22 protein-coding genes are annotated in these 26,511 nt (G+C 38.8%); 13 read left to right on the forward strand and 9 right to left on the reverse strand.

Annotated elements, in window-relative coordinates; all coding sequences use genetic code 11:
* From BM000_RS16675 to BM000_RS12570, 4 genes are all read right to left on the reverse strand, one after another.
* The coding region (locus BM000_RS16675) for an NTTRR-F1 domain (protein WP_177178300.1) at positions 1-641 on the reverse strand (641 nt) is incomplete at its 3' end.
* Positions 642-801: 160 nt separating this feature from the next.
* Complete coding sequence (locus BM000_RS12560) at positions 802-1,497, reverse strand: N-acetyltransferase (protein ID WP_091498994.1); 696 nt, start codon at positions 1,495-1,497, stop codon at positions 802-804.
* Between the two features lie 41 nt (positions 1,498-1,538).
* Positions 1,539-2,567: a Gfo/Idh/MocA family protein gene (locus BM000_RS12565; RefSeq protein ID WP_091498998.1), complete on the reverse strand. Its 1,029-nt coding sequence runs from the start codon at positions 2,565-2,567 to the stop codon at positions 1,539-1,541.
* Positions 2,564-3,667 (reverse strand): DegT/DnrJ/EryC1/StrS family aminotransferase, encoded by a 1,104-nt coding sequence (locus BM000_RS12570; protein WP_091499001.1) that lies wholly within the window; start codon positions 3,665-3,667, stop codon positions 2,564-2,566. Before BM000_RS12570 ends, BM000_RS12565 begins: the two co-directional genes overlap by 4 nt.
* Positions 3,668-3,867: 200 nt before the next feature.
* Between BM000_RS12570 and BM000_RS12575 the strand changes: the two genes are divergently transcribed.
* Both BM000_RS12575 and BM000_RS12580 read left to right on the forward strand, forming a co-directional pair.
* The gene (locus tag BM000_RS12575) at positions 3,868-5,166 is read left to right on the forward strand and encodes a nucleotide sugar dehydrogenase (RefSeq protein WP_091499002.1); all 1,299 of its coding nucleotides are present in this window, start codon (positions 3,868-3,870) and stop codon (positions 5,164-5,166) included.
* 224 nt (positions 5,167-5,390) lie between these two features.
* A complete protein-coding gene (locus BM000_RS12580) occupies positions 5,391-6,857 on the forward strand; it encodes a glutamate--cysteine ligase (protein ID WP_091499003.1) in 1,467 nt (488 codons plus the stop codon).
* A gap of 82 nt (positions 6,858-6,939) precedes the next feature.
* On the opposite strand, the gene BM000_RS12585 is transcribed toward BM000_RS12580, so the two are convergent.
* The 3 genes from BM000_RS12585 to BM000_RS12595 all read right to left on the reverse strand — a co-directional run bounded on the left by BM000_RS12585 (position 6,940) and on the right by BM000_RS12595 (position 10,301).
* Complete coding sequence (locus BM000_RS12585; RefSeq protein WP_091499005.1) at positions 6,940-8,457, reverse strand: ABC transporter permease/substrate-binding protein; 1,518 nt, start codon at positions 8,455-8,457, stop codon at positions 6,940-6,942.
* A 1-nt stretch (position 8,458) separates the two neighbouring features.
* A complete protein-coding gene (locus BM000_RS12590; RefSeq protein WP_091499008.1) occupies positions 8,459-9,406 on the reverse strand; it encodes an ABC transporter ATP-binding protein in 948 nt (315 codons plus the stop codon).
* Between the two features lie 262 nt (positions 9,407-9,668).
* Complete coding sequence (locus BM000_RS12595) at positions 9,669-10,301, reverse strand: FMN-dependent NADH-azoreductase (protein WP_091499011.1); 633 nt, start codon at positions 10,299-10,301, stop codon at positions 9,669-9,671.
* Between the two features lie 191 nt (positions 10,302-10,492).
* Here BM000_RS12595 and BM000_RS12600 point away from each other — a divergent pair, with 191 nt between their 5' ends.
* A complete protein-coding gene (locus BM000_RS12600) occupies positions 10,493-11,068 on the forward strand; it encodes a TetR/AcrR family transcriptional regulator (RefSeq protein WP_091499013.1) in 576 nt (191 codons plus the stop codon).
* A gap of 166 nt (positions 11,069-11,234) precedes the next feature.
* Here BM000_RS12600 and BM000_RS12605 read toward each other — a convergent pair whose 3' ends face one another.
* Together BM000_RS12605 and BM000_RS12610 are read right to left on the reverse strand one after the other, a co-directional pair.
* Positions 11,235-12,131 carry a manganese catalase family protein gene (locus BM000_RS12605; protein ID WP_091499019.1) on the reverse strand — a complete coding sequence of 299 codons (897 nt, stop codon included), beginning with the start codon at positions 12,129-12,131 and terminating at the stop codon, positions 11,235-11,237.
* Positions 12,132-12,146: 15 nt separating this feature from the next.
* Positions 12,147-12,365, reverse strand: coding sequence for a YuzF family protein (locus BM000_RS12610; RefSeq protein WP_091499022.1), 219 nt, complete (start codon positions 12,363-12,365; stop codon positions 12,147-12,149).
* A gap of 611 nt (positions 12,366-12,976) precedes the next feature.
* On the opposite strand from BM000_RS12610, the gene BM000_RS12615 reads away from it, so the two are divergent.
* From BM000_RS12615 to BM000_RS12660, 10 genes are all read left to right on the forward strand, one after another.
* On the forward strand, positions 12,977-13,999 hold the full coding sequence (locus BM000_RS12615; RefSeq protein ID WP_091499024.1) for a dienelactone hydrolase family protein: 1,023 nt from the start codon (positions 12,977-12,979) through the stop codon (positions 13,997-13,999).
* A 35-nt stretch (positions 14,000-14,034) separates the two neighbouring features.
* Complete coding sequence (locus BM000_RS12620) at positions 14,035-16,122, forward strand: glycoside hydrolase family 31 protein (protein WP_091499026.1); 2,088 nt, start codon at positions 14,035-14,037, stop codon at positions 16,120-16,122.
* 68 nt (positions 16,123-16,190) lie between these two features.
* Positions 16,191-17,345: a glycoside hydrolase family protein gene (locus tag BM000_RS12625; RefSeq protein WP_091499027.1), complete on the forward strand. Its 1,155-nt coding sequence runs from the start codon at positions 16,191-16,193 to the stop codon at positions 17,343-17,345.
* Between the two features lie 30 nt (positions 17,346-17,375).
* Entirely contained in the window at positions 17,376-18,959 is a 1,584-nt protein-coding gene (locus BM000_RS12630) for a glycoside hydrolase family 43 protein (protein WP_091499035.1), read from the forward strand.
* A gap of 5 nt (positions 18,960-18,964) precedes the next feature.
* Positions 18,965-19,762 (forward strand): hypothetical protein, encoded by a 798-nt coding sequence (locus BM000_RS12635; RefSeq protein WP_245751666.1) that lies wholly within the window; start codon positions 18,965-18,967, stop codon positions 19,760-19,762.
* 51 nt (positions 19,763-19,813) lie between these two features.
* A complete protein-coding gene (locus tag BM000_RS12640) occupies positions 19,814-20,683 on the forward strand; it encodes an ROK family protein (RefSeq protein WP_091499041.1) in 870 nt (289 codons plus the stop codon).
* A 131-nt stretch (positions 20,684-20,814) separates the two neighbouring features.
* Positions 20,815-22,182 carry a glycoside hydrolase family 28 protein gene (locus BM000_RS12645; protein WP_091499043.1) on the forward strand — a complete coding sequence of 456 codons (1,368 nt, stop codon included), beginning with the start codon at positions 20,815-20,817 and terminating at the stop codon, positions 22,180-22,182.
* Positions 22,183-22,325: 143 nt separating this feature from the next.
* Positions 22,326-23,111: a sugar phosphate isomerase/epimerase family protein gene (locus tag BM000_RS12650; protein ID WP_091499050.1), complete on the forward strand. Its 786-nt coding sequence runs from the start codon at positions 22,326-22,328 to the stop codon at positions 23,109-23,111.
* Positions 23,112-23,231: 120 nt separating this feature from the next.
* A complete protein-coding gene (locus BM000_RS12655; protein ID WP_091499054.1) occupies positions 23,232-24,833 on the forward strand; it encodes a response regulator transcription factor in 1,602 nt (533 codons plus the stop codon).
* Positions 24,834-25,134: 301 nt separating this feature from the next.
* Positions 25,135-26,478 (forward strand): ABC transporter substrate-binding protein, encoded by a 1,344-nt coding sequence (locus tag BM000_RS12660; RefSeq protein ID WP_091499057.1) that lies wholly within the window; start codon positions 25,135-25,137, stop codon positions 26,476-26,478.
* Positions 26,479-26,511: the final 33 nt, after the last annotated feature.

Consider the following 26,511-nt stretch of genomic DNA (forward strand, 5'->3'; position numbering starts at 1 on the left):
GTAACCCCAGTTGCCCCAGTTGCGCCCGTCGGTCCAGTCGCCCCAGTTGCCCCGGTCGGTCCAGTGACGCCAATGCCCGTCGGTCCAGTCGGTCCTGTAGGTCCAGTCGGCCCTGTAGGTCCAGTCGGCCCTGTTGCACCAGTCGATCCAGTAGCCCCACCTCCTCCGTCTGCGCTTAATAGAGCCACATCGTCAATGAATATAAATGGAGTGTTAAGTGCACTACTTGGTTTACGAATGGTAAGCTGAGCTTGAGTCGTACCTGTAGGTGCAGCTGTAGTTGTTTGATAAATTTCGTTCCAATTATCATCGACAACAAGTGGTAGGGTATCATACTGAATAATGAAATCCAATCCAGTACCAATTACGTTATCGGCTGCATCTAAATATAATAATTCAATTTCGATAATTGGACTAGGTGGTGTAGTGAATTTAGCAAAAGATGCGATAAATTCAAAGCTGTCTCCTGGGCTAGCTTCGACCGTTTGCGAAATAAAAGCCGGAACAGTACTGTTTGCAAACCTTGCAGAGTAGAGCCCCGAATGTGATTGGGTAGCAAGTACGTTTGTGTTAACAAACGTCCAGCCAGTTAGATCACCTGTTTCAAATCCGCCGTTTACGATCAAGTTTTGTATAGACATGATCGACTTTCCTCCTCTCATATAGTTGAGCTAGAACTAGATTTACTAGAATGCTAGCTCAACATATACTATGTGGAAGTGAATGTTTGGAAAAGGCGATTATCTGAGAAGCTTAGTCCATTTTTGAAAAATATGTGAACGTACTGTAAAGGCGGAATCATTATTTATCAAGTAATTTACCCGCAACGCCAATTATTGTTTCGCGTGCGTTAACATCTTTTACGACAATAGCTCCAGCGCCAATAATTGCAAACTCTCCAATTGTAATATTAGGGAGCAAAGTTGCATGATTGCCAAGTTTAGCTCCTTTTTTTATAATTGGCCCTTTTAAGTTCTTACCGCCAGATTTCATATATTTATCATTCGAAGTAGAACAACAAGGACCAATAAACACCTCATCTTCAATAATCATATTAGCAGTAATATAGCTACCTGTTTGAATGGTAACCTGTTTACCAATTTGAGTTTGGTTTTCGATAATGGCTTGTCGTCCAATTACACTGTTCTTTCCCACCACAACTTGTTCACGAATACTTGCTAAATCACCAATAAAGACCTGATTGTTAATAATAGTACTATGATAAAGAACGCAATGATCGCTAATGATGACTTCATTACCAATCGTTAGTGGAAAGATTTCTTCATCTTTATTTGAAATCATATTTGCATTTCTTGCGGTTGATTTTCCAAGCTTGACATGGCTACCGATTAAGCAATTATCGCCAATAATCGTACCTGTTTCTATTATTGAATAATGACCAATTTTTACGTTATTACCAATAATAGCATCATGCTCAATAATGACTCCCTTTCCAAAGGTTACATTTTCACCTATTTGAGCTTGACTGCTAATCATTTTCCTCATCCTTTTTTCACTATTTTTTTTGGGGGAATTAATTAAGAGAATTTTAGTATTTGATTCGCTTGATCAGATTGATAAAAGCCGTTAATAACGTCTATTACCTTCTTAGCACCTTGCAAATCAATAACTGATTGATGACGATCATCTGTTAGTGATTGGTAGAAATCTTGATACATGTAATAACGATCGTCAAGATCATTAACAAGCGCATCTAATTTAGAAGAAGTAAAGGGTTGATTTTCTATAAAAAAATGATCCAATTGATTTAAGGCGTTACCACTGATTGAAAAGGTGGCATGACTATAAATTAAGTCTAGTCGATAGCCGATGTTGTGTGGCTTTGTCTGGATAGTAGCTGCCAAATTCCCCACGGCCCCGTTGTTGAATTTCATCATACCTAACGCTACATCATCAGTTTCCTTCCAAGGCGTGCAATTGACTGATTTACCATAAATCCAATCTAGATCACCAAAAAGCCAGATTAATAAATCAATGACATGAAGCCCTTGATTAATAAGCATCCCTCCGTCATAGAGCCAGGTGCCTTTCCAAGCTGCTTGATCATAATAGCTTTTTGGTCGGTTAATTAATATGGAAGCAGATGCCATTAATGGTTTACCTAAAATTTGCTCATTACGGGTTAAATTTTTTAGTTTGCGGAACAGTGGTCGATAACGCATTTGATGACAAACTAAAACCTTTTTGCTTTTTTTCAAAGCGCCTTCACTTATTAAAGCTATTTCCTTTGAAGAGAGTGCTAATGGCTTCTCGACCATAACATGCTTGCCAGCCTCGATTGCATCAAGCGCCATCTGTCCATGTAAAAATGATGGCGTCGTAATTAGCACAATGTCTATATCTTCTGTATTTAACATATCATTATAATCTTGATAGAGGAGAACGCCTTCTTGATCTGCTAATAATTGTTTAGCATTCTCAAGTTTTAAGGTATCGTGATCGACTAATGCCTGTATCTCAAAAGAGTCCGAGAGCCGATTTAGCGTTTCAATATGCTTCTGAGCTATAAATCCACAACCAACAATAGCTATTTTTAATGCTTTCATTTCTTTACCGACTTACGAAGAGCATGTAAAATAACATTTTGTTCTTTTGTTGTTAGGAAGGGGTGCAGAGGAATCGAAAAGATTTCATTAGATAATTGCTCAGCATTTGGGAAATGACCGACTTGATGACCGAGATATTTGAAAGCAGGCTGAAGATGTAGGCAACAAGGGTAGTATACGGCTGTGCGAATACCACTTTCAGCCAAGAATTGCATGATGTGATTGCGTTGTTTGCTTCTTATACTGAACAGATGGTATACATGCTTCCGATCCTCCTTTTCAATGATTGCATCTATTTGCTCAATCTTGTCAATTGCTTCTATATAATTGCTAGCAAGGTCTCTACGGGTTTTGTTCCAGCTGTCAATGTGCTGAAGAGATACTAGAATGATAGCAGCTTGAACAGCATCAAGTCGGCTGTTAAAGCCCAATTCATCATGAAAATACTTTTTTGCACTACCGTGTACTCTTAATACACGAATTTTTTTTGCTAACGCTTGATCATTGGTTGTAATGATGCCGCCGTCACCAATTCCACCGAGATTCTTAGTAGGAAAAAAGGAAAAACAGCCGGCATTTGCTAAGTTCCCGGCATACTTATTAACATATGTGGCACCGAATGCTTGGCAGGCATCCTCTATAACAACAAGGTTATGTGTTGTTGCAATGTGATTAATTTCATCCATATCAGCTGGCTGGCCAAAGATATGCACGGGTATAATAGCCTTTGTCCGCTCAGTAATGGCTTGCTCAATTTTCGACACATCGATCAGTCCAGTAGTTGGATCAATATCAACAAATATTGGAGTAGCACCAACTTGGGCAATTGCTTCTGCTGTTGCAATGAACGTAAAAGGTGTGGTAATAACCTCATCGCCAGCTCCAATGTTATAAGCTGAAAGTGTTAAGATAAGTGCGTCAGTTCCACTGGCAACCCCGATAGCTTCTTTAACACCAATTTTTTTGGCAATTTCTAGTTCTAACTGCTGAACATAAGGGCCTAGAATATATTGGCCGCTTTTTAGTACATTTGTAAAGCTGTCAATTAGTTCACCTTCAATTGTGGCGTATTGCTTTTGTAAATTTAGTAATTCAATCATTTACTTATGTGCTCCTTCCTTAATAAATCTCTCATTAACATATGTGCATGGTTCAATATCAGATACGGCTTGTATCTTGGTCCTGTCGCCTTGTTACGTAAAGATAATGGAAATGCCTTTTTTATAGTGGTTAGCGAACACCATAATGCTGCTACACATATAAAATAATAGATTTAATAATTAGGAAGGGAACTAGGGTAATGGGCGATAGAGATAAGTTACAAGATAGTAGACCAGTTGTGGGAATGGTAGGGCTGGGCTATGTTGGTTTACCAGCAATCATAGCTTTTGCAGAGAAGTATCAAGCGATTGGTTATGATTGTAACCCGCAAAAAATTGCTAGTCTAAAGAATGGGATTGATTATACCAATGAGGTAGGTGATGAGGCTGTTATCCAGACATCCTGTCAGTTTGTAAACTCACCAGCTTTACTAAATAGGTGTGACTATATAATTATTGCAGTCCCTACTCCAATAAATGCAGCACAACAGCCAGATCTTAACTATCTAGAAGAAGCTTCAATTGAAGTCGGGAAACACATGAAGCGTGGTGCAATTGTCATCTACGAATCAACCGTTTTCCCTGGCGCAACAGAAGAAATTTGCTTACCATTGTTAGAAAAAAATTCAGGGCTTGAGGTAGGTAAGGCCTTTTCAATTGGATACTCCCCAGAACGGATTAATCCCGGCGATAAAGAAAATACGTTTAAGACAATTAGCAAAATTGTCTCAGGCTATGATCTTGCTACTGCTCAGGCAGTTGAAGCACTATACCAAAGTGTTTTGGATGCTCCAGTATTTGTTGCCAATTCGATTAAAGTAGCTGAGGCTGCAAAGGTTGTTGAAAATACGCAGCGCGATATTAATATTGCCTATATGAATGAACTTTCGCAAATTTTTCAGCATTTAGGTATTGATACTCAGGAGGTTATCGAGGCGGCAAGTACTAAATGGAATTTTATTTCATTAAACCCGGGTTTAGTTGGTGGTCATTGTATTAGTGTAGATCCTTACTATTTAATTTGGAAAGCAGAGCAGGTAGGGTACAATCCCTATTTAATAAAAAAAGCAAGACAAATTAATGAATACATGGTTACCATTGTTGCTAATCAGGTTTTTTCCTTTGCGGCAAACAATCAAATTGAATTAAGTGACCTTCACGTAAATATTCTTGGTGTTGCCTTTAAAGAAAATGTAGGTGACCTTAGAAACGCTAAAGCGATTGAAGTTATCAAGAAACTTCAGGAACGCAATGTAAGACTCTCCATTTGTGATCCGTTGATTGATGATCAAGAACTGGAAAAATTAACAGGTGAACGAAATCAAACAGTTGCTTCACTCCCTGCTGCTGACATAGTTATGTTAATCTCGCCACATCAACAGTTAGTCAGCGCAATAGAAGAGAGCTTTCAATCATTGTGTAAAAATGAGCATACTTTGTTTATTGATTTAAAAGGGTGCATGAAACAGTTTGCGAGTCAGCAATACTGGACATTATAATTAACGAAAGAAACCTTGCTCTACTACTGAATAGGGTTTCTTTTGTTTTAGGTTTGTAAAAAAAGGGTATTTCACCATTAGTGATAAAGTTCCGTTTGTTCACGCCTAAAGTGGTTTTTGACTATTAAAATGATTTGCATTTAAAATGAGACAAGTAGCCTTTACATAAACTATAAAAAAGTATAAGTGAATACTGAGCATGTTGTTCGGTGAGGAGGAATGAAATGACTTGCTTAAATGAGCACCAGCTAATAAAGCAGTTTCCAGATCGACGTTCAAAACAGTTATTATTAAAGGGTCTGTGGGGAATTGAGCGAGAAACACAGCGGACCACTGAGATAGGTTATATATCAGAATTGCCCCATCCGATCTCTTTTGGTAATAAATTAACCAACAAGCAAATTACCGTTGATTTTTCCGAGAATCAGCTTGAGTTTGTTACAGCGCCTCATCCGTCACCAGAACTTGCCCTAAGGGAGCTAGCTGAAATTCAAGCTTATGCTGAAACTGAAATAGGCGACGAACTGCTTTGGCCATTTAGTATGCCACCTAGATTGCCAGATGAGGAAGATATTCCAATCGCAGTTTTCCCCGAGACTGACGAAGGGATCCAGAAAGAGATATATCGGCGTGGATTAGCTTTAAGATATGGGAAAAGGCTACAAATGATCTCAGGCATTCATTATAATTTTTCGTTTAGTCAAGAGCTGATTCAATACCTTTACTTAAGGTCAGGAGCGTCGTCGAGCTTTGTAACGTTTAGTAATAATCTTTATCTTCGGGTTAGCCGACAATTTATTAAACACAGGTGGTTATTGATTTACTTATTTGGTGCTTCACCAGTAGCGGATTCCAGCTACGACAGTGAGATGCAAAAGAAGCTTAATTATCAATGTGATTTAAAAGTTGAGAAGGAAAAGTTTAATAAATATGCGACGTCGTTGCGGGCAAGTCGATATGGTTATTCAAATGAAGTTGAGGCGTGCTATCAGGTCTCATACAATCACTTAGCCGATTATCAGAAAGATGTTAAGCGTTTATTAGCAACCCCATCAGCGCATTTTGCTAAGCTTGGTATGATGAGGAATGGGAAACAAGTCCAGCTTAATTATAATATCATTCAGAATGAGAGTGAGTTTTATGCACCGATTCGAATAAAGCAAAAGGTTAAAGGTGGGAAAACACAGCTTGATGCTATTATGAAAAGAGGGATAGGATATTTAGAGATCCGTACCCTAGATATTGATCCGTTTGATAGATATGGAATCCAGCGTGACACGATTCACTTTGTCCATCTATTTCTGCTTTATTGCCTATTAATTAATGATGAACAGCTAACAGAAAAGCAGCAATCATTGGCTAATGAAAACCATGAATATATTGCTCTATTTGGTCGGAAGCCTACCCTAAAGCTTACGCTAGCTAATAATTCTGCAATATTAGCGCAGGATTGGGCTAAGCAAATCCTTAATGAAATGTTTAAGTTAGCTGACTTTCTTGATACCGAAGCAGGTTTTTATCAATCAATTGTTCGAGGGCAATTGGAGAAGGTAGTTAATTACTCACTTCTACCTTCTCAAAGAATTGCAGATGAATTAGCAGCCTATCCCAATAGCTATCTTGAATTTGGTATCGACTTAGCTAAATTACATCAAACGGGGCACAGTGGTTGGTGCCGAGAGATTCAATAATAAATAGACGAAAAAAGAAGGGTGCTGATTTGCATCCTTCTTTTCATGGTGTTATTTATTGTATGATTTGAAGTTAACCTCATTAATCTAGTAAGCCTTCTTCACGTAAGAAGGTTTTTGCTACCTCTTCAGCACTAACACCTTCTTCGGCAACCTGATAGTTCATTTCTCTCATTTCATCATCTGAGATTAATCCACTAAGTTGATTTAAGATGTCAACGAGTTCCGGATACGCTTCCGCTGTTTCTTGCCGCATTAGTGGCGCTCCTTGATATGGCGGGAAGAGTTCTAAATCATCTTCTAGCACAAACAGGTCAAAGCGTTCAATTTCACTGTCTGTCGAATAGGCATCAATTAAGTTAATATCACCTTGCTCGACTGCTGTATAGCGTAAGCTTGGTTCCATGGTTTGCATATTCGGAAACTCAAGCTCATACAATGATTGAATGCCAAGATAACCATCTTCGCGATCGGAGAATTCAAGCGTAAAGCCAGCAGAAATGTCGCTTACGACCCGCTCTAAATCAGAAATTAACTCTAGCTCACGTTCCTCAGCAAATGAATTAGGCACTGCTAAAGCATAGGTGTTATTAAATTGCATAGGTTCCAGCAGGGCTAAATTAAATTGTTCTAACAATCCATCCCGTGCTTGACTATAAACCTCGTCACGATCATTGCTTACTGCGGTTTCGTTTAAGAACTCACTAATAACAGTTCCAGTAAACTCTGGATAAATATCAATATCTTCATTTTCTAGAGCGCTAAAAAGAAAGGATGTTCGACCAAGACCTGGTCTTACTTCAACAACGAAATCCGAATCTTGTTCAATTAATTCTTTATACATGTGAACAAGAATTTCTGGCTCTGTACCTAACTTGCCCCCAATAACAAGTGTATTTTGCTGGCTTCGGATAATGGCAGGAATAATAGCAATTACAATGGCAATCACTACTATACCGCCGATTGTCATTAGCGACTGCTTATAATTTAATTTCTCCAACTGTCTTAGTAAAAAATCAAAGAATAATGCCAGTAATGCAGCTGGAATGGCACCTAAAATAATTAAGGCGGTGTTGTTCCGGTCAATTCCTAACAAAATAATATCGCCAAGTCCTCCGGCTCCGATTAAAGCTGCTAGTGTGGCTGTTCCAACAATTAAAACCATGGCTGTTCGAATACCAGCCATAATGACTGGCATGGCAAGGGGAAGCTCGACTTTTAACAAACGCTTTCGTGTATTCATTCCCATAGCCATAGCGGCTTCCTTAAGTGAGGGATCAACCTCTTTAATACCTGTGTAAGTATTCCGTAGTATTGGGAGCAGAGCGTAAATAACCAGTGCAATAACAGCTGGCAAGGTTCCGATCCCAAAAAGTGGAATGAATAAGCCAAGTAAAGCTAGTGAAGGGATGGTTTGCATTACAGCGCTTAAGCCAATAATACCTTCAGCCAGCTTTTGTTTTCTTGTTAAATAAATACCCAATGGAATTGAGATAAGCACAGCAAACAACAGGGCTGTAAATGAAATCTGAATATGTTCAAACAGTGCTTGATATAATTGACTCTGTCTCTGTTGAAAAGCGGTTAAAAGTTCATTCATGTTAAACGTCCTCCGTTACATATTGAGCAGATAAAGCATCCATTAAAGTGACACGCTCAATTTTGCCAAATACATTGTCTTCCTCTTTAACGACAATGGCCTTGTGCTCAGCTAAAATTGAAATAATTGTTGCCAGTGGTGTGTCCGGGGCGTAGCTTGGAAAGCGATCTATTTCATTCATATCAATAGGTTTTATTAATTGCTCAATGCTAATTTCCTCACGTTGCTTAACACTACTAATAAAATCTTCAACAAAATCGTCTACTGGATTTTCAATAATTTCAGTTGGTGTACCCAATTGGACAATTTCACCATTTTTCATTAGACACATGCGATCAGCTAATTTAATGGCTTCATTCATATCATGGGTAACAAAGACAATCGTCTTGTTAATTTCTTTCTGTAGTTTTACCAAATCATCTTGAATTTTCTCACGACTAATTGGATCAAGCGCACTAAATGGTTCATCCATTAGGATAATATCAGGATCGGCAGCTAGTGCTCTAATAACACCAATTCTTTGCTGCTCGCCACCTGATAGTTCATGAGGCTTCCGATTCCTGTATGTATCTGGATCAAGCCCGACCATTTCCAACAATTCAGTAATACGATTGCTAATTTTTGTTGTTGACCATTTTTTTAATTCAGGCACAATTGCTATATTTTCTTCAATTGTCATATGAGGAAATAGCGCAATCTGTTGCAGGACATAACCAATGTTCCACCGCAATTCATTAATATTGTAACTACTTATTTTCTTTCCATCGATCAGAATGGTCCCACCACTAATGGGAATTAGCCGATTAATTGTTTTAAGTGTTGTCGTCTTTCCACAACCACTAGGACCAATTAGTACAAAGAATTCCCCTTTATTTATCGTAAGATTAAGCGATTTTATCGCTTCTGTTCCATCTTTATACTTTTTTTGAACATCATTAAATTGAAGCACTGTTTTTTCCTCCTTAGCTTGGATAATAATGAGTACCCTATTTTTGACGTTTAGAAACCTGCCGAGCAATTGCAAGATCACTGCCTAACTCACGTAAGGGTATCTGTAGTATTGTATTTAGAGAGAAAAAGATGTATTAATAAATAATGATTCGTTTAGAAGTTTATAACGTAGAGTATAAGAGAACGCTAATAAACGCAAAAAAAAGCAAGCATAGTGATCGATACATTCACCATGCTTGCTTTACCATGCCTATAGTTAATTAGTTGCCAAGCTTCTTCGCAACTGATTTGACCTTTTCAATACCTTCAGCGATAATTTCAGCAGCTTTATCTGGCTGTGAATTATGTCCTTCAATAATGACTTCATCAATGATTTCCATACCAAGTACACCATTAAATGATGTGCGCATGTAATTTACAGCCATTTCCATTGGTGCTAATTCTGGGGCAGAGTATACGCCACCACGCGCATTCAATAGAATAATTTTTTTCTCTGGCATTAATTGAACCATATTTCCTTCTGTGTCATACTTGAATGTATAACCAGCAGAGAAGACATAATCAACAAATGTTTGTAATTTAGCTGGAATGGTTAAATTCCATAATGGGAAAACGAAGGCAACTGCATCAGCATTAGTGAATAGATCACGCGCTTTCTGAACAGCATCAAACAATTGTTGTTCTTCGTCTGTTAATTGTTCATGAGCCTCTAATTTGAAAGCACCGGTAAACAACTCTTGGCCAATATAAGGAGTGTTTTCTTCATATACATCGTATGTTGTTACATTCACATTATTATTTGCAGTAACTTCCTCAATGAATGCTTCATACATCTTCGAGCTAACTGCTTGATCAGCAGGTCGGTTGTTTGCTTTAACAACTAATAAATTCATGTGTAAGTCCCCCAGAAATATTATTTTTTTACAGGTTACTTGTCTATTATTGAGCATATTAATTCAATTGTTAGTCAAGTATTGTATAATTTGTAGTGTAATAATATTTTTAATTCAAGACAACCAATAATTTTAGATATGTATCGGATAAACAACAGATTAACTAATATGTCGAAAAAGAGGTTAGTAAATTGAAAAGAAAAACAGACCCGAGAATTATTCGTACACGCAAATTAATTATGAATGCATTTGCTGAATTATCTGCCACTAAGTCTTTTAATTCGATTACGATTAAAAACATTACTGAACGTGCGACCATAAATCGTGCGACTTTTTATTATCATTTTAAAGATAAATATGACTTAATTGAACAGGCTCTTGAAGAGGACTTGATGCTGCACGTCATTAATCGGTTTACACAATATCAAGCATTAAATGAAGCGAGCTTAAAAGACGTGTTTCTATCTATTATCCATTTTCATGAAGAATTAGCTAAACAATGCAAAAAAAATTTCGATATTCATTACTCTTCAATTGAGACAACAGTTAAGCGCGAGCTATCAAACCAATTTTATCAGCTGTTACAAAAAGATAACCCGGATTTACCTGCTGAAAAGCTTAAACTGGCTACGGTAATGGTGAGTTGGGCTTTATATGGTGTGGTGGATGAGTGGAAAAAGAGTAAATCAATTCATGCGGAAACGCTTATCGAAACAGCATTACCCGTGTTACTGAATGGCTTAAGCAGTGTGATGAACAAAGGCTGAAGCACCCGATAAACAATGAAGCGACTGGAACGAAGCAACTGAGATAAAGGAATCACGCCACGGCAACGAGGTAATAACGTTAAATTGTTAGCTAGTGGAATATTACCACTAATTTCTTAGCTAATTAAAAAAGCGAACGACTAAGTGCGTTCGCTCAGTGGCAATTCTACATGTTTTCCATTAACCGTCTCGCAATGCGCTCATAATCGTCCCGATCTATTCCTGGAGCAAATTCCTCTGGCAAATCATCTAAGTTTGGGATGGGCGCGCCTTTTGGTGTTCCTTGTTGTACAAACAGCTGCTCACCGTTCTCAGGATTGTTTCCTTTCCAGATTTGCTTAATATCTGTGTAATCACCAACATCATTCCATGTATAGAGAACATTGTTAAGACCTTGTTCTTCAAATTTCCGAGCGTGATCAAACTTACTATTTGATAGATCAGGGATTGGGATCATTTTTTTGACATCAACACCAGTGGCGATTTCAAGTGCTTTTGCATAGGCAAGCACATGTGTTCCACCTCTTACTAATAAGTAGCCGATCATTTCTCGGGCAGTTTCGTGTTCTGTCATTTCGTAAACACGCATTTTATGGGTTCTTGCTCCAACTTCTAAAAAGAAATTGTGGAGGAGATCAAGGACTAAGTTTCCGCTATTAAATACATAATCACCTCGCCAAGGATTGCCCATTGAATCGCCAGCTAAAGCAGTTTGCGCTGTCGCAATAAATTGGTACGTATTGCGACTATCTTTCCCTGCTCTTAATGGCGTTACATCAGGATCGCCCGTATCAAAAGTATTGCCTCGAGAAAGTAAGTTTATTGCAGTTGAGACGAGCTCAACATGACCAAACTCCTCTGCGGTTATGCTAGCTACCAAATCATAAAATGGTTTAAGCTTATCCTTTCTTCTAAAATTGAAAGATTGATACATATAATTATTTAATGTTGACATTTCGCCAAATTTTCCGCCTAGCAATTCTTGAACTGCAGCCGCTGCATTTGGATCACCATGTTCAGGAATGGGTAAGGCAATTAACAGCTTATTCTCTCGCTTAAACACAATAAAGTCGCCCCCTTAAGACTGTGGAATAATCCAAACAATTTGTTGAATACGAATATAAAAAGGTGAGCCACCTGACTCTACAACAATGTGATCAGGCATAACTGCTTGAAGCTGTCCAGTTACTGATCCTTGTGTAGTTTGAACAATAACTGATGCGCACTCAAGTGATTGAAGCGTTTGATAGACATAAGTATCAATCGTACTTACTAAAGTTGGTGATTGCTCATTCATGTCATTACTCCTTTCATTTTTTATAACAATTATACATATGAATAAACCGGAAAAAACATGACACAATGCTTGAGGCTGGGGAGTGACTTAAGGTAAAGTAGTTAAAAGAAGACCTGTCAGGAGAAAAATAGATAACAGTTTTTTGAAAGCGTGTTCATAATATTTTATTGCATATATACACTTTAAGCTAGCTCTATTTCATGTCTTTGACTTGAATTTCCACGGTCAACCAGTAATTCAAACACAATTGACTGTTACTCAACCAATTAATCACGTCCGAGTAAATAGTGAACCGCTTGACCAGTTTAATTTAACAAACGGAATCTTAACGTTTACTTGCCATACGCATTCAGAAGGACATCCAGGTTAAAGAACTAAAAATCCTGCACATAACGCTTAAAAAACGACATTGAAATGCATTTGTTATTCGATTATGTTGAATGGAGAGCGATCTGAGTGTAGATAACGTAAGAATCAATCAGTGGGGTTTACTTTATCATCCACTAGGTGTTAGCACCGCAGCCATGCATTTAAAGGTATAACCAAAGTACGGCCTCTGAACGAATTGTGCCTTTAACTAACTATTAATCTGTAATAAAGGGTGGGTGAAAATGGACAATGCACTAAATCAATTTCTTGAAATACTTTATGCCGAGAAGGTAGCTCTGTATAAAAATAAGTCAGCTTCTCACCGAACAAAGGAGCAGCTGATAAAAGGGTTGCAGCAACGGTTAGGCTTCCTACCTAAAGAGCTAATCAATCAACCAGAGTTACTAACAGATTGTGAGGAAGAACAGAACTTTAATGGCTTTTCTCGAAAGCGAATACGCTATTTAACTGCAAATGCACTTGAGGCAAATGCATACATCTTAACACCTGACAACGCTCTGGATAGTGAACAGCTCCCGACTGTGATCGCCTTGCATGGCCACGGTTATGGCAATAAAGAGGTGGTTGGTTTAACGGCTGAAGGATATGAGGACGACACCAATGGAGGGATTCATAATCAATTTGCTATTAAATTAGTTAACCAAGGTTTTAAAGTAATTGCTCCTGAATTAATTGGAATTGGTGGGCGAATGCTCAAGCAGGATCTAACTGAACAGCGCTCATCTTCGTGTGATAAGCTGACACGAGCGCTCATGCTCAGTGGTATTACGCTAGCGGGTTTGCGTGTTTATGAGATTACTCGATTGCTTGACATTATCAAGCAGTTTAATGACGTTGATCAAAGTCGAATTGGCATAATGGGCTTTTCTGGAGGTGGGCTAGTTGCTGGTTATAGTTCTATTTTAGATAAACGTATTCAAGCCACCGTATTAACGGGTTTTACCAATACCTTTAAAGGCAGCATCTTGGCTTCGCAGCACTGTATTGATAATTATCTGCCCGATATTTTAGCCGTGGGTGAATTACCAGAACTTCTTAGTTGTATAGCTCCACGCCCATTATTTATTGAGAGCGGTATCAATGATCCTATTTTTCCAATCGCAAGTACAAAAGAAGCGGTTGCTTTTCTTGAAAATGTTTACCGCCAAGAGGTGGAGCAAGCAAGTTTTGCTTATGAATTTTTTGAGGGGCGACATGAGGTCAAAGGGGACACTGCTATCATGTGGTTAAAAGAGAACCTATAAATATCTGAATCTTAACAGCTGAACGGAGGGTGCTTATGCATCAAGTGGTAAAAGGAGTATGGCGTTATTGCCATGGTGAAACAGAGCTACATACTCCAATAAAAATGCGGAACAAACCAATAAGTGAGAATATAGAAAATTTAGCATCAGCGAATCAGGCGCCAATTAATCAAGCTGACATTAAAGTGGCGCAAACATCCAGAGGATTAAAAGTCGAATTACCGTTACAAGCAGATGAACAGATTTACGGATTTGGCTTGCAGCTACATCGGATGAATCACACTGGTCGCAAAAAGCATATTCGTGTAAATAGTGACCCAATTGCGGATACAGGTGATAGTCATGCACCAGTACCATTTTACGTTTCCAATGCTGGGTACGGTGTGTTAGTCGATACGCTGCGGTACTGTACATTTTATACCGGTACAAATCTAAAAAAAGGTGAGTCAGAAGGGCGGGCAAATGAGGTTCATAAAGTAGGGACGTCAGAAATTGAGTTATATGGATACGAAAAAACAGAGGGGGATCGCCAAGTATTAGTTGATATTCCAGCTGCTAAGGGGATTGATATCTACATATTCGAGGGTCCGGACCTATTAAGTGCAGTGAAGCGCTACAACCTGTTTTCTGGAGGTGGAACGTTACCACCTCTCTGGGGGTTAGGGATGTGGTATCGAGCCTACAGTGCTGCTAACAGTAAGGATATTAAGCGTTTAGCTGAAGAACTGCGGCAAAGTGAAATGCCGGTTGATGTATTTGGCTTTGAACCGGGCTGGCAAACAAAAGCCTATTCGGCGTCATTTGTATGGGATAATAATCGTTATCCGAATTATCAAAGCATGATTGATACGTTAACTAAGCAACATTATAAGGTGAATCTGTGGGAGCACATTTTTGTCCATCCTACTTCACCGATGTACCAAGGACTTAAACCTTTCTCTGGTGATTTTGAAGTTTGGCAAGGACTAGTTCCGGATTTAGCAGTGGAAGAAGCAAAAAATCAGTTTGCAAATTATCATCTGAAAACATTTGTTAATAAAGGGATTTCTGGATTTAAGCTAGATGAATGCGATAGCTCTGATTTTGTTCATTCTAACTGGTCATTCCCTGATCTTAGCTACTTTCCATCTGGGTTAGATGGGGAGCAAATGCATAACCAGATTGGGTTACTTTATCAAGATACAATTGAACGCCCCTTTGAACAAATAGGAAAAAGAACATGGTCACAGGTCAGAGCATCGGGCGCTTTAGCAAGCCCATACCCATTTGTACTCTATAGTGACTTGTATAACCATCGTGATTTTATTAGGGGCGTTGTTAATTCCGGGTTCTCCGGTTTACTTTGGACTCCTGAGGTACGAGATGCCTCCTCGCCAGAGGATTTAATAAGACGGATTGAAGCGGTTATTTTATCGCCAATGGCATTATTAAATTGTTGGCGCTTACCCAATCTGCCTTGGCTACAGGTAGATCTTGAGAAGAACGTCAACGGTGAATTTGACAAAGGATATGAAGAAACACGGGCTATCTGTAAACACTTGTTTAAATTTAGAATGTCGTTAATTCCATACTTGTATGCCGCTTTTTCTAGCTACTATGAAGAAGGAACACCGCCATTCCGAGCTTTAGTTATGGATTATCCGGATGATCCGCAGACATTCACAGTGGATGACCAATATATGATGGGCGCTAATCTACTTATTGCCCCGCTTATATCAGATCAAACGAAAAGAGAAGTCTATTTACCTACAGGTAGCTGGTACGATTTCTGGACTAATGAGCTACTTGAAGGCAATCAAACACTAACGATTAAGCCAAAGCTCGGTCAGCCGCCTATCTATGTGAAAGAAAATACACTGCTACCATTAGCCAAGCCGGTTCAATATGTTACAGACCAAACAGTATTTGAATTGGTTGTAAACGTTTATGGCGCTCAGGCGCAACCTTTTTCTTTACATGAAGATGACGGCGAAAGCTTAGCGTATAAAAATAAGCAAAGCAATCAAGTTATTTTGCATTGGAATGCTAATTCGGGTGGGCAATTAGAAAGAGCTGGACAGTTTGAATCAGAGCGTTATCTTGTAACTAAGTGGCGAGTTGTGCATACAGAAAAAAATACTTAGATAAATGAATTTCAGAAATGATGACAGAAGTTCCAAATACAAAACTTAAGAAAAAGGATGCTGATAACATGTTGAAAAATCAAGATAAAGCATGGCAAGAAAGTGTTAAGCAAAAGATTGTTGACAAAATGTCATGGGTTAGTGAGAAGTCGAAAAAGAAAATACCCTATACAACTATTGATGGTGAGCATGATAATCGCATTGTCGATAATCCAAACGGATCACCAGATGATGGCATAAACTGGTGGACTAATGGGTTCTGGGGCGGCATGATGTGGCAGCTTTATCACCTCACCAAGGATGAGAAATATAAAGGCGTTGCTGAATTCTCAGAGCAGCAATTAGATAGTTGTTTTGAAAAATTTCATGGCTTACATCACGATGTGGGTTTTATGTGGCTTCCAACTAGTGTGGCAAATTATCGTTTAACAGGGAATAAGACCTCAAGAAAACGTGCGTTACATGCTGCCAACTTACTTGCAGGGCGCTATAATCCTGTAGGCGAATTTATTAGAGCTTGGGATAACCATGATAACCATGATACGAGAGGATGGGGCATTATTGATTGTATGCTTAATTTACCATTACTGTATTGGGCATCTGAAGAAACAGGTGATCCTCGCTTCAAGCAAATTGCCATCAAACACGCTGACACTGCAATCCCGGCTTTTATCAGACCAGATGGCTCAGTTAATCATATTGTCGAGTTCGATCCTTTTGTTGGTGGTGTTGTTACGACTCATGGTGGGCAAGGTTATGAGCAAGGTTCATCATGGTCGAGAGGACAAACATGGGCAATGTATGGCTTTATTATGAGCTATATTCATACTAAAGATGAACGTTACTTAAATGCTGCTAAACAAACAGCCCATTATTTTATGGCTAACCTACCCGAAACGGGGCTTATTCCGGTTGATTTTAGACAACCAAAAGAGCCTCTTATTGAAGACAGTACAGCTGCGGCAATTGCTTCATGTGCCTTGCTAGAACTAGTCAGGCATGTTCCCGACTTTGAGCAAGCTATGTATTACAATGCTGCGATCAAGTTATTAAAGACTTTAGACCAACAACGAACAGATTGGACTAAAGCTAATGATTGCATGGTTACCCATGGGACAGCAGCCTATCATGCATCCGAACATCATACGTCAATCATCTATGGTGATTACTTTTTTATCGAAGCTATTCTTAAATTAAGCAATGAAGACTTATATATTTGGTAAAGTACTTTTCCATAGAGAAGGATGATTATTATGTTAGATAATCCAATTATTCGCGGATTTAACCCAGATCCCTCATTCATTCGAGTTGGAGACGATTATTACATTGCTACCTCTACCTTTGAATGGTATCCGGGGGTGCAAATTCATCATTCTACCGATCTAGTTAATTGGCGAATTTGTGCGAATGTTCTAGACAGACAGTCACAATTAGATTTACGGGGAACAGTTAGCTCGGGCGGAGTCTGGGCTCCTAATCTTAGTTATGATCAAGGAACTTTTTATTTGGTTTATACTGATGTGAAGAATAGAAAAGGTGTCTATAAGGATACCCATAATTATCTCGTCACAGCACAGGAAATTACTGGACCATGGTCTGAACCAACCTATCTTAATAGTAGTGGCTTTGATCCAGCCTTATTTCATGATGATGACGGCCGTAAATGGCTAATTAATATGTGCTGGAACTTTAGGCGACCAAATCGAAAGTTTGATGGCATACTCTTACAGGAATTTAATGAGGAAAAAGGTAAGCTTATTGGCCCAATTAAGAAAATTATTGAGGGGAAAGATAATTGGGTTACTGAAGGTTCAAATCTATATAAGTATAATGGCTATTACTATATGTTGTTGGCTGAAGGTGGAACTGGTTTTAATCATTCTGTCACAGTTGCACGAGCAGAGACAATTGGTGGGACTTATCAGCTTGATCCTAGCTCACCACTTTTGACGGCGCGTCACAACCCAGATCATCCCATTCAGAAGGCTGGTCATGGTTCCCTTATTCAAACGCAATCAGGGGAATGGTATATGGCATATCTATGTGCGAGACCTTTACCAGACAAGATGTGTCCACTAGGTAGAGAAACAGCTATTCAAAAATGCTACTGGTCTGAAGATAATTGGTTGCGGTTAGCCGGGGATAGTCAGCTGCCATTGGCACGTATTCCTGAACCCGATCTTCCGAAATCTACGCGAACGAGCTTGGCAAGCTATGATGATTTTGGTCAATCGGAGCTTGCACTCCACTTCCATACTTTGCGCGTACCCGCAAGTGAAGACTGGTTAAGCTTAACAAAACGTCCGGGCTTCTTAAGATTGAGAGGGCGTGAATCATTAACTTCGTTGTATGATCAAAGTGTTGTTGCTCGGAAAGTCCAGCATTTTTATTGCGACGTAGAGACGGCTGTTCTGTTTGAGCCAACCAGTTTTAATCATATGGCTGGTTTAATCTGCTTATTTGATGAGGACGATCTCTTTTACTTGCGTCTAAGCTATGACGAGGACATTGGCAAGCATATTAATGTTATTTGGCATGAAAAAGGACAGTACTATGAAGATTTCGACAGTAGAGTAGCGCTTGATGACCTGACAATATGTTATTTAAAACTCACAATTAGACTGGATCGCGTCCAGTTCTTCTTTGCCACTAAGATCAGCGAATGGCAGCCAATTGGACCTACTTTCAATTTTGGTCAGCTTGGTGATGCATTCAGTGGCAAACTTGGTTTTACCGGCGCATATGTCGGCATGTGTGCCCAAGATATTGCTAATGGTCAGCAATATGCCGATTTTGAATTTTTTCATTATAAGGATGACGTAAAAATTGAGGAGTGATGAACGTGATTACGATTCAAGTAATTGACAAGAATAATCAAATTTTAAAAACTAAAACTGCCGCACAACGCGTCTTTTTAGATTATTTAGCTCCATATCAAGAGGGCGATAAAGTTCAGATTGAGCTTAATCAGTCGAACCGATATCTCGTTGCCCAGTTAGACGAAGCTTTACTCCCTTCTTTAATTTATGTGCCGAATAAGACGTGGACTTACAGCATTCCAATTGACGAAAAAGCGCGTGAAGCATACTCAAGCAAGGTTTTTGCTGGCACTAGACACTACTTGACAATTCGTGAAGCAACAGTGGATGAACAGGCTAACTATCAGAATTTAGCACTTAATGCCCATGATCAAAAGCAGGAATCAGGTGCTTATCCACATGCAACAGCAAATGTTGAAACCAGAAACGATTCAACCTTCTTTGCTAGAAATGCAATTGATGGTGTGTTTGCTAATGAGGATCATGGTCCTTACCCTTATCAATCTTGGGGAATTAATCAGCAACAGGATGCTAAGATCAGAATTGATTTTGGCCGGTTGGTTAAGTTGAATAAACTAGCGCTTACCTTAAGGGCGGACTTTCCACATGACAGTTATTGGACACAGGTTACGGTAATTTTCTCTGATGGTTCTCAAGAAAAAATTAGTTTAGCTAAAAGCAAAGATCCTCAGTTTCATAGCATCGAAGAAGTTAAGCATGTTAGCTGGCTTGAACTTCAGCAATTAATTAAGGCAGATGACCCCTCACCTTTTCCTGCCTTAACACAATTAGAAGCCTATGGATACAATTTAGATAGTTGAGAAGTAAACAGGTAATGGGCGATCATTTGTACGTTAAGGAGATGGGGTAATATGGTTTATGGTGCAATAGAGGCTGGTGGGACTAAATTTGTTTGTGCGATAAGTTCAGATGGACAAAGCATAGCCGAACGTGTTTCCATTGCAACAACACAGCCGGAAGAAACGATGGCACAGGTGTATCAATTTTTTGATCAATTTAAGCTGACTGCAATGGGGATTGGCTCATTTGGTCCAATTGATAGTAATCCCTCCTCAGCACAATACGGACAGATCTTGTCAACACCAAAACAGGGCTGGTCATCATTTGACTTCCTAGGTGCAGTTAAAAAGCGTTATTCAATTCCAGTTGCTTGGACAACAGATGTAAATGCCGCTGCTTATGGTGAAGCCAAAAATGGTAGTGCACAGGATGTTGAGCACTCTATTTACCTAACGGTGGGCACGGGCATTGGGGGTGGCTTCGTTAGTGAAGGTGTTATTAAAGAAGGCATCGGCCATGCAGAGATGGGCCATATCTTTGTCGCTAAACATGAAGGAGATTATTTTGATGGTATCTGCCCTTTTCACAAAGGTTGCTTAGAAGGGCTAGCTTCTGGATCAGCTATTTCAGCGCGCTATCAAAAAAAAGCCCAAGAACTTACTCTAAATCAGGAAGTTTGGGAGCTTGAAGCGTTTTACTTAGCGCAAGCGGTTTACAACTATTCGCTCCTCCATCGGCCCGAGAGAATAATTCTTGGTGGAGGGGTTATGAAGCAAAAGCAATTGTATCACCTTATCCAAGCTCAGGTCGATAAGTTAAATCAAACTTATATTAGCTTACCAGATTTAGCTAGCTATGTTGTCGCGCCTGCCTTAGGGGACAACGCTGGTATTATCGGATGCTTAATACTGGCACAAGAGCAAATTAAGTTAAGTAATTAACCCAGCTTTCGCATCAACATAGTAAGGTTCAGCTAAACTTGCTCAAGCCTTGATGACTATTTTTAGTATGCGAAAGTTGAGTAATGAACGCTTAGTCGTAAACAGCTTGCTAAAAGAAAGGAAGGAATAGAATGGCATTATACAAAGTTACCGAATTTGGTGCTAAAGGAGATGGTCAAACGGTTGATACCGTCGCGATTCAAGCAACTATTGATTACTGTCACGAGCATGGTGGTGGGCAGGTTGCATTTGCGCAGGGCACGTTTGTCATGGGAACAGTCTTTCTTAAATCTAACGTTTACTTACACATAGATGCCTCAGCTACTATTCTAGCCAATCCGGATATCTCAGATTATCCTGACCATGTCCATTATAATCGCTACGTAAACGAGACCGAAATGGATAAATGTCTTATCTATGCAGAGGATGCTATGAATATCGGTTTAATTGGTTTAGGTCGTATTGATGGCAATGCAGAAGCTTTCCCAAATGAGGGAAGTATTTACCGACCGATGATGGTCCGCTTTTTACGCTGTCAACATATTCATTTAAAGGACCTACGTTTGCATAATTCAACCGCTTGGACGACAGCATTTCTTGATAGTGAGAATATTTGGTGTGAAAATTTAGATATTAATAATAGCAAGCGCTATAATGGCGACGGATTAGACTTTGACGGCTGTCAATATGTATTTATCACCAATTGTAAAATTAAAGGAACTGATGATAATCTCTGCCTGCAATCAAGTAGTACCGCTTACCCGATGCGTCATGTCCATATTACTAACTGCTATTTCACATCAATTTGTGCAGCTATTAGAATTGGCTTAAAGTCAATTGGCACAATCTCCAATGTAACAATTAGTAACTGTACCTTTGAAAATGTCTGGCGTGAAGGTGTGAAAATTGAATGTACGGAAGGGGGGCAAATTACCGATATTATGGTGAAGGGTCTAGTGATGCGCAATGTTAGGCGTCCGATCTTCGTGCTACTAAATAATCGTCTTGATCGGATTGGATCGTCTGTCGGGTTAACGAAGGTACCAGAGATTGGCACAATGGCGCGGATTCATTTTTCAGATATTATGATGACTGACGACGAAGAAATGACTAATACGCATTATCGATTTACAGATGATGTAATGGGTGAGCCCTCCTTCAATGGTATTAGAGTTGATGCAAATACGGATTATCCAATTCAAGATTTAACAATGAATCAACTGATGTACACTAGTATTGGTGGCGTTACCGCTACCGCTGTAGATAAGCAATATCCACAAGTATGGGATATGCGTTATGATCATCCAGAACAGGTTTCAGAAAACTATTTTCCAAACTGGAGTCGAACAACTTTTTTTGATATTCGACATGTAGATCGCCTCGTATTAAGTAGGATCAGGCTACGTGCTTTGCGTCCTGATTCAAGAGATTCATACTTGATAACGGGATGCAACGTGTTAGCCCAAGATATTGTAGAAATTGAAAACAATTCACTTTAATCAGATAAATGTATTAAAAAAAGTGGACAAGAATAACTTGTCCATTTTTTTCATCATTTAAGAAGTGATAAACAACTCGCCTATGGCTCCGAAATATTACGATTAGTAGGTTGCCACAGGCGAGAATGGAGGTGATAAAAACTATGAGTGGAACAATTGGATTATGCTCGGTAACCTTCCGTGATAAGGAGGTTACCGAGATATTGCAATTAATGAGAAGGGCCGGGATCGGAGTTGTTGAATGGGGAGGAGACAGGCATGTTCCACCTGACAATCAAACGTGGGCTAGCGAAGTACAGCGTTTGACAAAGGAGAGCGGGATAAGAATTGCTTCTTATGGATCGTATTACAGATTAGGACAATCCAACTCGTTTAAGCCGATACTTGAAACAGCACTTTGTTTAAAAGCGCCTTCAATAAGAGTTTGGGCAGGGAATGTAGCAAGTAATCATACAACTTATCTTGAGCGGAATCTTATTGTTCAAGATGCAATTAAAGTCGCTACTTACGCGGCGTATTATGGCATTACTATTCATATTGAGTACCATGACCACACATTAACCGATACAGCTGAAAGTGCAGCTCTATTAATGAAGGAGATTAATCATCCAAATGTTAGGTTGTATTGGCAGCCAGCGCTTAACTTAACGGTAGAGCAGAAGCTAGCAAGTATTCAGCAGACTTATCAATGGTTAGCGCACATTCATGTTTTTCATTGGCAAGCATCGCAAATCAGAAAAGCGCTTAAGGAAGGTGAAGCGGAATGGTTTAAATACCTCAATGCCCTTTTGGGAAGAGATGAGTCAAGGTACTTTTTTTTAGAATTTGTCAAAAGTGATTCTGTCGATCAATTTTTAGAAGATGCTAGGACACTAAAGCACTGGTTGTTACTTGCTACTTCCAAGACACGTCGTAAGCTTGATTGCTAAAAAAACCACAGATAATTATTAAAAAAACCACGCTTACGTCAGATTGCTGGTGATATAATTTGAGTAGAAACCCATTTTTTTAAAAAATTGATTGCTTACCAAAAAAGTGAGGGAGATAACATGCTTAGGTTAGTAATAGCTGATGATGAACCGATTATTTTAAAAGGAATTAAAAACATGATCGCTAAAATGGATACACCGATTGAAATTGTCGGAGAGGCAAATAATGGTGAGCAACTGTGGCAAATCACAAAGGAAAACAATCCTGATTTAGTCATTACCGATATCTCAATGCCGAAATTAACTGGCACTGAGTATATTAAAAAACTTAGGCAAGCTGGATTGGATCAAAAAGTTATCTTTGTTAGTGCCTATCAGGATTTCAAGTATGCTCAGAAGGCAATTGCTTATCAAGCAATAGACTACATTGTAAAACCGATTCAACAAGAAGAGCTCATTCTTAGAATTAAAGAAGTAAGCCAGCTACTAAGTGAAGAGGAGAGCAACCATAAGCAAAAGCAAGAATTAAAACAGTATAAGGCTCATGCACAGCAAGCAAAGGTAGCTAAGTCACTTTACGAATACGTCAAGAGTGGTGAGCTTTCGGCCTTTTTCAAAGCAGACTTTGAACAACTGATTACCAGCTATCGATTATCTTACGCTGCTATTCTTTGTATACGGGTTGAGGACACTGTTGAAAAGCTGTCTCAGCAAAGCATTTTTAAGGAGAATGAAAGCCGGTTGCTACTCTTTTCTGTAAAGAATTATCTTGAAACCTTCCTTAGTAATGAGCTACAAGGCATGCTCTTAAATTACTATGAATTCGAACATTGCTGTTTAGTTAATTTTTCGGATATGAATGCTTTGTTAGAAAACTGTGAAAAGCTAAAGGACAGGTTGTTTAAGGATTTAAATGTTCGCGTCATTATCGGCATTGGTGATAAAGTTCGTGGTGCTGAGGCACTTAGTCAATCCTATTGTTCAGCTGTTAAAAAGGCAGACCTTTATTACTTTGTTGCACCACAACAAATTATTACGGCGCTGCCTAAACGTAATGAAACGACTGGTGTAACAAGTGAAACCTTGACAGGTCAACGACAGCAATTATTTAATGCCGTCATCAGTTTTAATCAGCAAGAACAAGCTGCTGCTTGCACTGCTTTTTTTAACTGGGTTCGCACCGTTGCTAATGGTAATAAACGTGTAGGTATTAGTATTACGTTTACCGTCATTAGTGAATTACAAGAAGAATTATTACAAGTTGGACTTACACGCGATCATGTAACAGATAATAATACGTTGTTAAACAGTCTAAATCAAACAGGTACTTTCGTTGACTTACAAAACTATAGTATTGAGCTTGTCAACACTTACATTAATGACTTAAAGCTTGCCCTTAACGATGAGCATGTGCAAATTAGACGTGTGAAAGAGCATATTAATCAACACTATAATGAAAATATAACATTAGAAAGCATGGCTTCCCTTTTTCATATGAACGCGTATTATTTTAGTAGCTTCTTTAAGAAACATACGAAGGTCAATTTCAAAAAGTATCTAACAGACATTCGGATGAGGAAGTCTTTAAATTTGCTGCTAAACACAAATATGTATATTTATGAGATAGCTGAAAACGTCGGCTATAATAATGTCAGACAGTTTAGCGATATGTTTAAAAAGTACTACGGTAAGTTACCAAATGAATATAAAAAGATAACTTAGCTCTGTCGATGTGTTTACTAGCTAAGGTCTGATTAATTTACCTATAATTATCTTACTAGTATTTTTAAAAGGTAACGTATTAATTTATAGAAAGGTCGGACTAAACAATATGGAATTAAAGTAAAGCACAATGCAAAGAAATGGAGGTTATTTTTTAGCAGTAAATGAGTCCTTAAAAAACAGCATTCTGAACTGAAAAAAGAGCATTTAGTATCGGATAATGCTGTGCTAAAATTCAGTTAAAGCTAATAAATAAAAGCTATTAGCTCAGATTATTAGAAGGTTTAGGGAGGGTTAATGAATGTTAAAGAAGTTAGGTTTTTTAATGTTACTCGTGATGACGGTAGTGGGCCTTATTGCTTGTGGATCTAATGGCACTGATAAAAATGAAAGCGTTTCAAATGATGGAGGGACAGATACAGATAGTGAAGCTGGTGAAGATGCACTAGAGCCAGTAGAGATTGTAATGATGTATGCAATTGGTGATGCACAATATGCTCAAGCTGTTGCTGGTCTTCTTGAGGATTTTCAGAATGAATATCCACACATTACAATTGTCGAAAACAATTCAGGAACAGGCTCATATTTAGAAACGATGACAACTGCTGATGCAGTAGGGGAGTTTCCTGATATTATGGAAATGCGCGATACCCAGTTGTTTGCAGACGCTGGGAAATTAGCACCAATCCCTGAAGAATTACATTCTTTATTTCCAGAATTACCAGAGATAAACGGTGAGTACTATGTTGCGCCAGGTAGCGCGCAAATGCCACTAGGTATTATGTATAATAAAGATATTTTTGAGGAATTAAGCTTAGAAATTCCAACTACATTAGACGAATTTGAAGAGTTGAGTTTAACAATTAAAGAGTCGGGTGTCTCACCAATTGTTGTTGGTGGTGGTGATCTATGGCACATGGCTTTCTGGATTAATAAATTTCTAATTGATCACTTATACGCAGATAACCCAGATTGGCATGCTGATCGGGTTAATGGTGAAGTTAGTTGGGCAGATGAGAATGTAGTTGAAGCATTTACAGAGTTAAAATCAATTTGGGATCAAGACTTGGTTGATTCTGGTTGGTTAAGTACACCAGATAACCAAACTATTTCACTGCTTACGACTGAGAGAGCTGCAATGCTTTACTCTGGCGTCTGGATGATTAATCAAATAATTGAAGCAAATCCGGACTTTAATCTAGGATTCTTTGCTCTTCCTGATACTGAGGGAAATATTAGTACCGTAGGGCTACCAGCACCTGCCGGTTGGGCACTATCTACTGAGGCAGCTCAAGATGAAGCTAAAGTTGATGCTTATGTGAAGTTCATTGAATACATGTTTGCTGAAGAGAATTATGAACCATTTTTAGCTGCAACTAGTGGCGTGTCATCTACTCATGACCAAATAACATATGATGCTCCTGAAGCTTTTGAATCAGCACTTGAAGTATATAATGATCCTAGTGTGACTAAATCGCTAATGATTAATCAGTTCTACGGAGATAACCTTATACCGCCGCAATTTAGAGATTATTTCTATAAGGTTATTCAAGAAGTACTTTTAGAACAGTATTCAATTGAAGATGCGCTAGAACAAGTCGATCGAGAATGGGATGTATTATACGAAGCTTGGCAGGCTGAATAAAAATACATCATGATATGGTGAGCCTACAAGGGT

The sequence above is a fragment of the Amphibacillus marinus genome, from assembly GCF_900110345.1.
GTDB lineage: Bacteria > Bacillota > Bacilli > Bacillales > Amphibacillaceae > Amphibacillus_D > Amphibacillus_D marinus.

Bases quoted from the DNA above. Each gene is read 5' to 3' on its own strand.
- BM000_RS12650 (WP_091499050.1), top strand. From the start codon at position 22,326: ATGAGTGGAACAATTGGATTATGCTCGGTAACCTTCCGTGATAAGGAG.
- BM000_RS12570 (WP_091499001.1), bottom strand. From the start codon at position 3,667: ATGATTGAATTACTAAATTTACAAAAGCAATACGCCACAATTGAAGGT.
- BM000_RS12660 (WP_091499057.1), top strand. From the start codon at position 25,135: ATGTTAAAGAAGTTAGGTTTTTTAATGTTACTCGTGATGACGGTAGTG.
- BM000_RS12655 (WP_091499054.1), top strand. From the start codon at position 23,232: ATGCTTAGGTTAGTAATAGCTGATGATGAACCGATTATTTTAAAAGGA.
- BM000_RS12615 (WP_091499024.1), top strand. From the start codon at position 12,977: ATGGACAATGCACTAAATCAATTTCTTGAAATACTTTATGCCGAGAAG.
- BM000_RS12585 (WP_091499005.1), bottom strand. From the start codon at position 8,457: ATGAATGAACTTTTAACCGCTTTTCAACAGAGACAGAGTCAATTATAT.
- BM000_RS12580 (WP_091499003.1), top strand. From the start codon at position 5,391: ATGACTTGCTTAAATGAGCACCAGCTAATAAAGCAGTTTCCAGATCGA.
- BM000_RS12610 (WP_091499022.1), bottom strand. From the start codon at position 12,365: ATGAATGAGCAATCACCAACTTTAGTAAGTACGATTGATACTTATGTC.
- BM000_RS12630 (WP_091499035.1), top strand. From the start codon at position 17,376: ATGTTAGATAATCCAATTATTCGCGGATTTAACCCAGATCCCTCATTC.
- BM000_RS12625 (WP_091499027.1), top strand. From the start codon at position 16,191: ATGTTGAAAAATCAAGATAAAGCATGGCAAGAAAGTGTTAAGCAAAAG.
- BM000_RS12640 (WP_091499041.1), top strand. From the start codon at position 19,814: ATGGTTTATGGTGCAATAGAGGCTGGTGGGACTAAATTTGTTTGTGCG.
- BM000_RS12620 (WP_091499026.1), top strand. From the start codon at position 14,035: ATGCATCAAGTGGTAAAAGGAGTATGGCGTTATTGCCATGGTGAAACA.
- BM000_RS12645 (WP_091499043.1), top strand. From the start codon at position 20,815: ATGGCATTATACAAAGTTACCGAATTTGGTGCTAAAGGAGATGGTCAA.
- BM000_RS12575 (WP_091499002.1), top strand. From the start codon at position 3,868: ATGGGCGATAGAGATAAGTTACAAGATAGTAGACCAGTTGTGGGAATG.
- BM000_RS12560 (WP_091498994.1), bottom strand. From the start codon at position 1,497: ATGATTAGCAGTCAAGCTCAAATAGGTGAAAATGTAACCTTTGGAAAG.
- BM000_RS12565 (WP_091498998.1), bottom strand. From the start codon at position 2,567: ATGAAAGCATTAAAAATAGCTATTGTTGGTTGTGGATTTATAGCTCAG.
- BM000_RS12595 (WP_091499011.1), bottom strand. From the start codon at position 10,301: ATGAATTTATTAGTTGTTAAAGCAAACAACCGACCTGCTGATCAAGCA.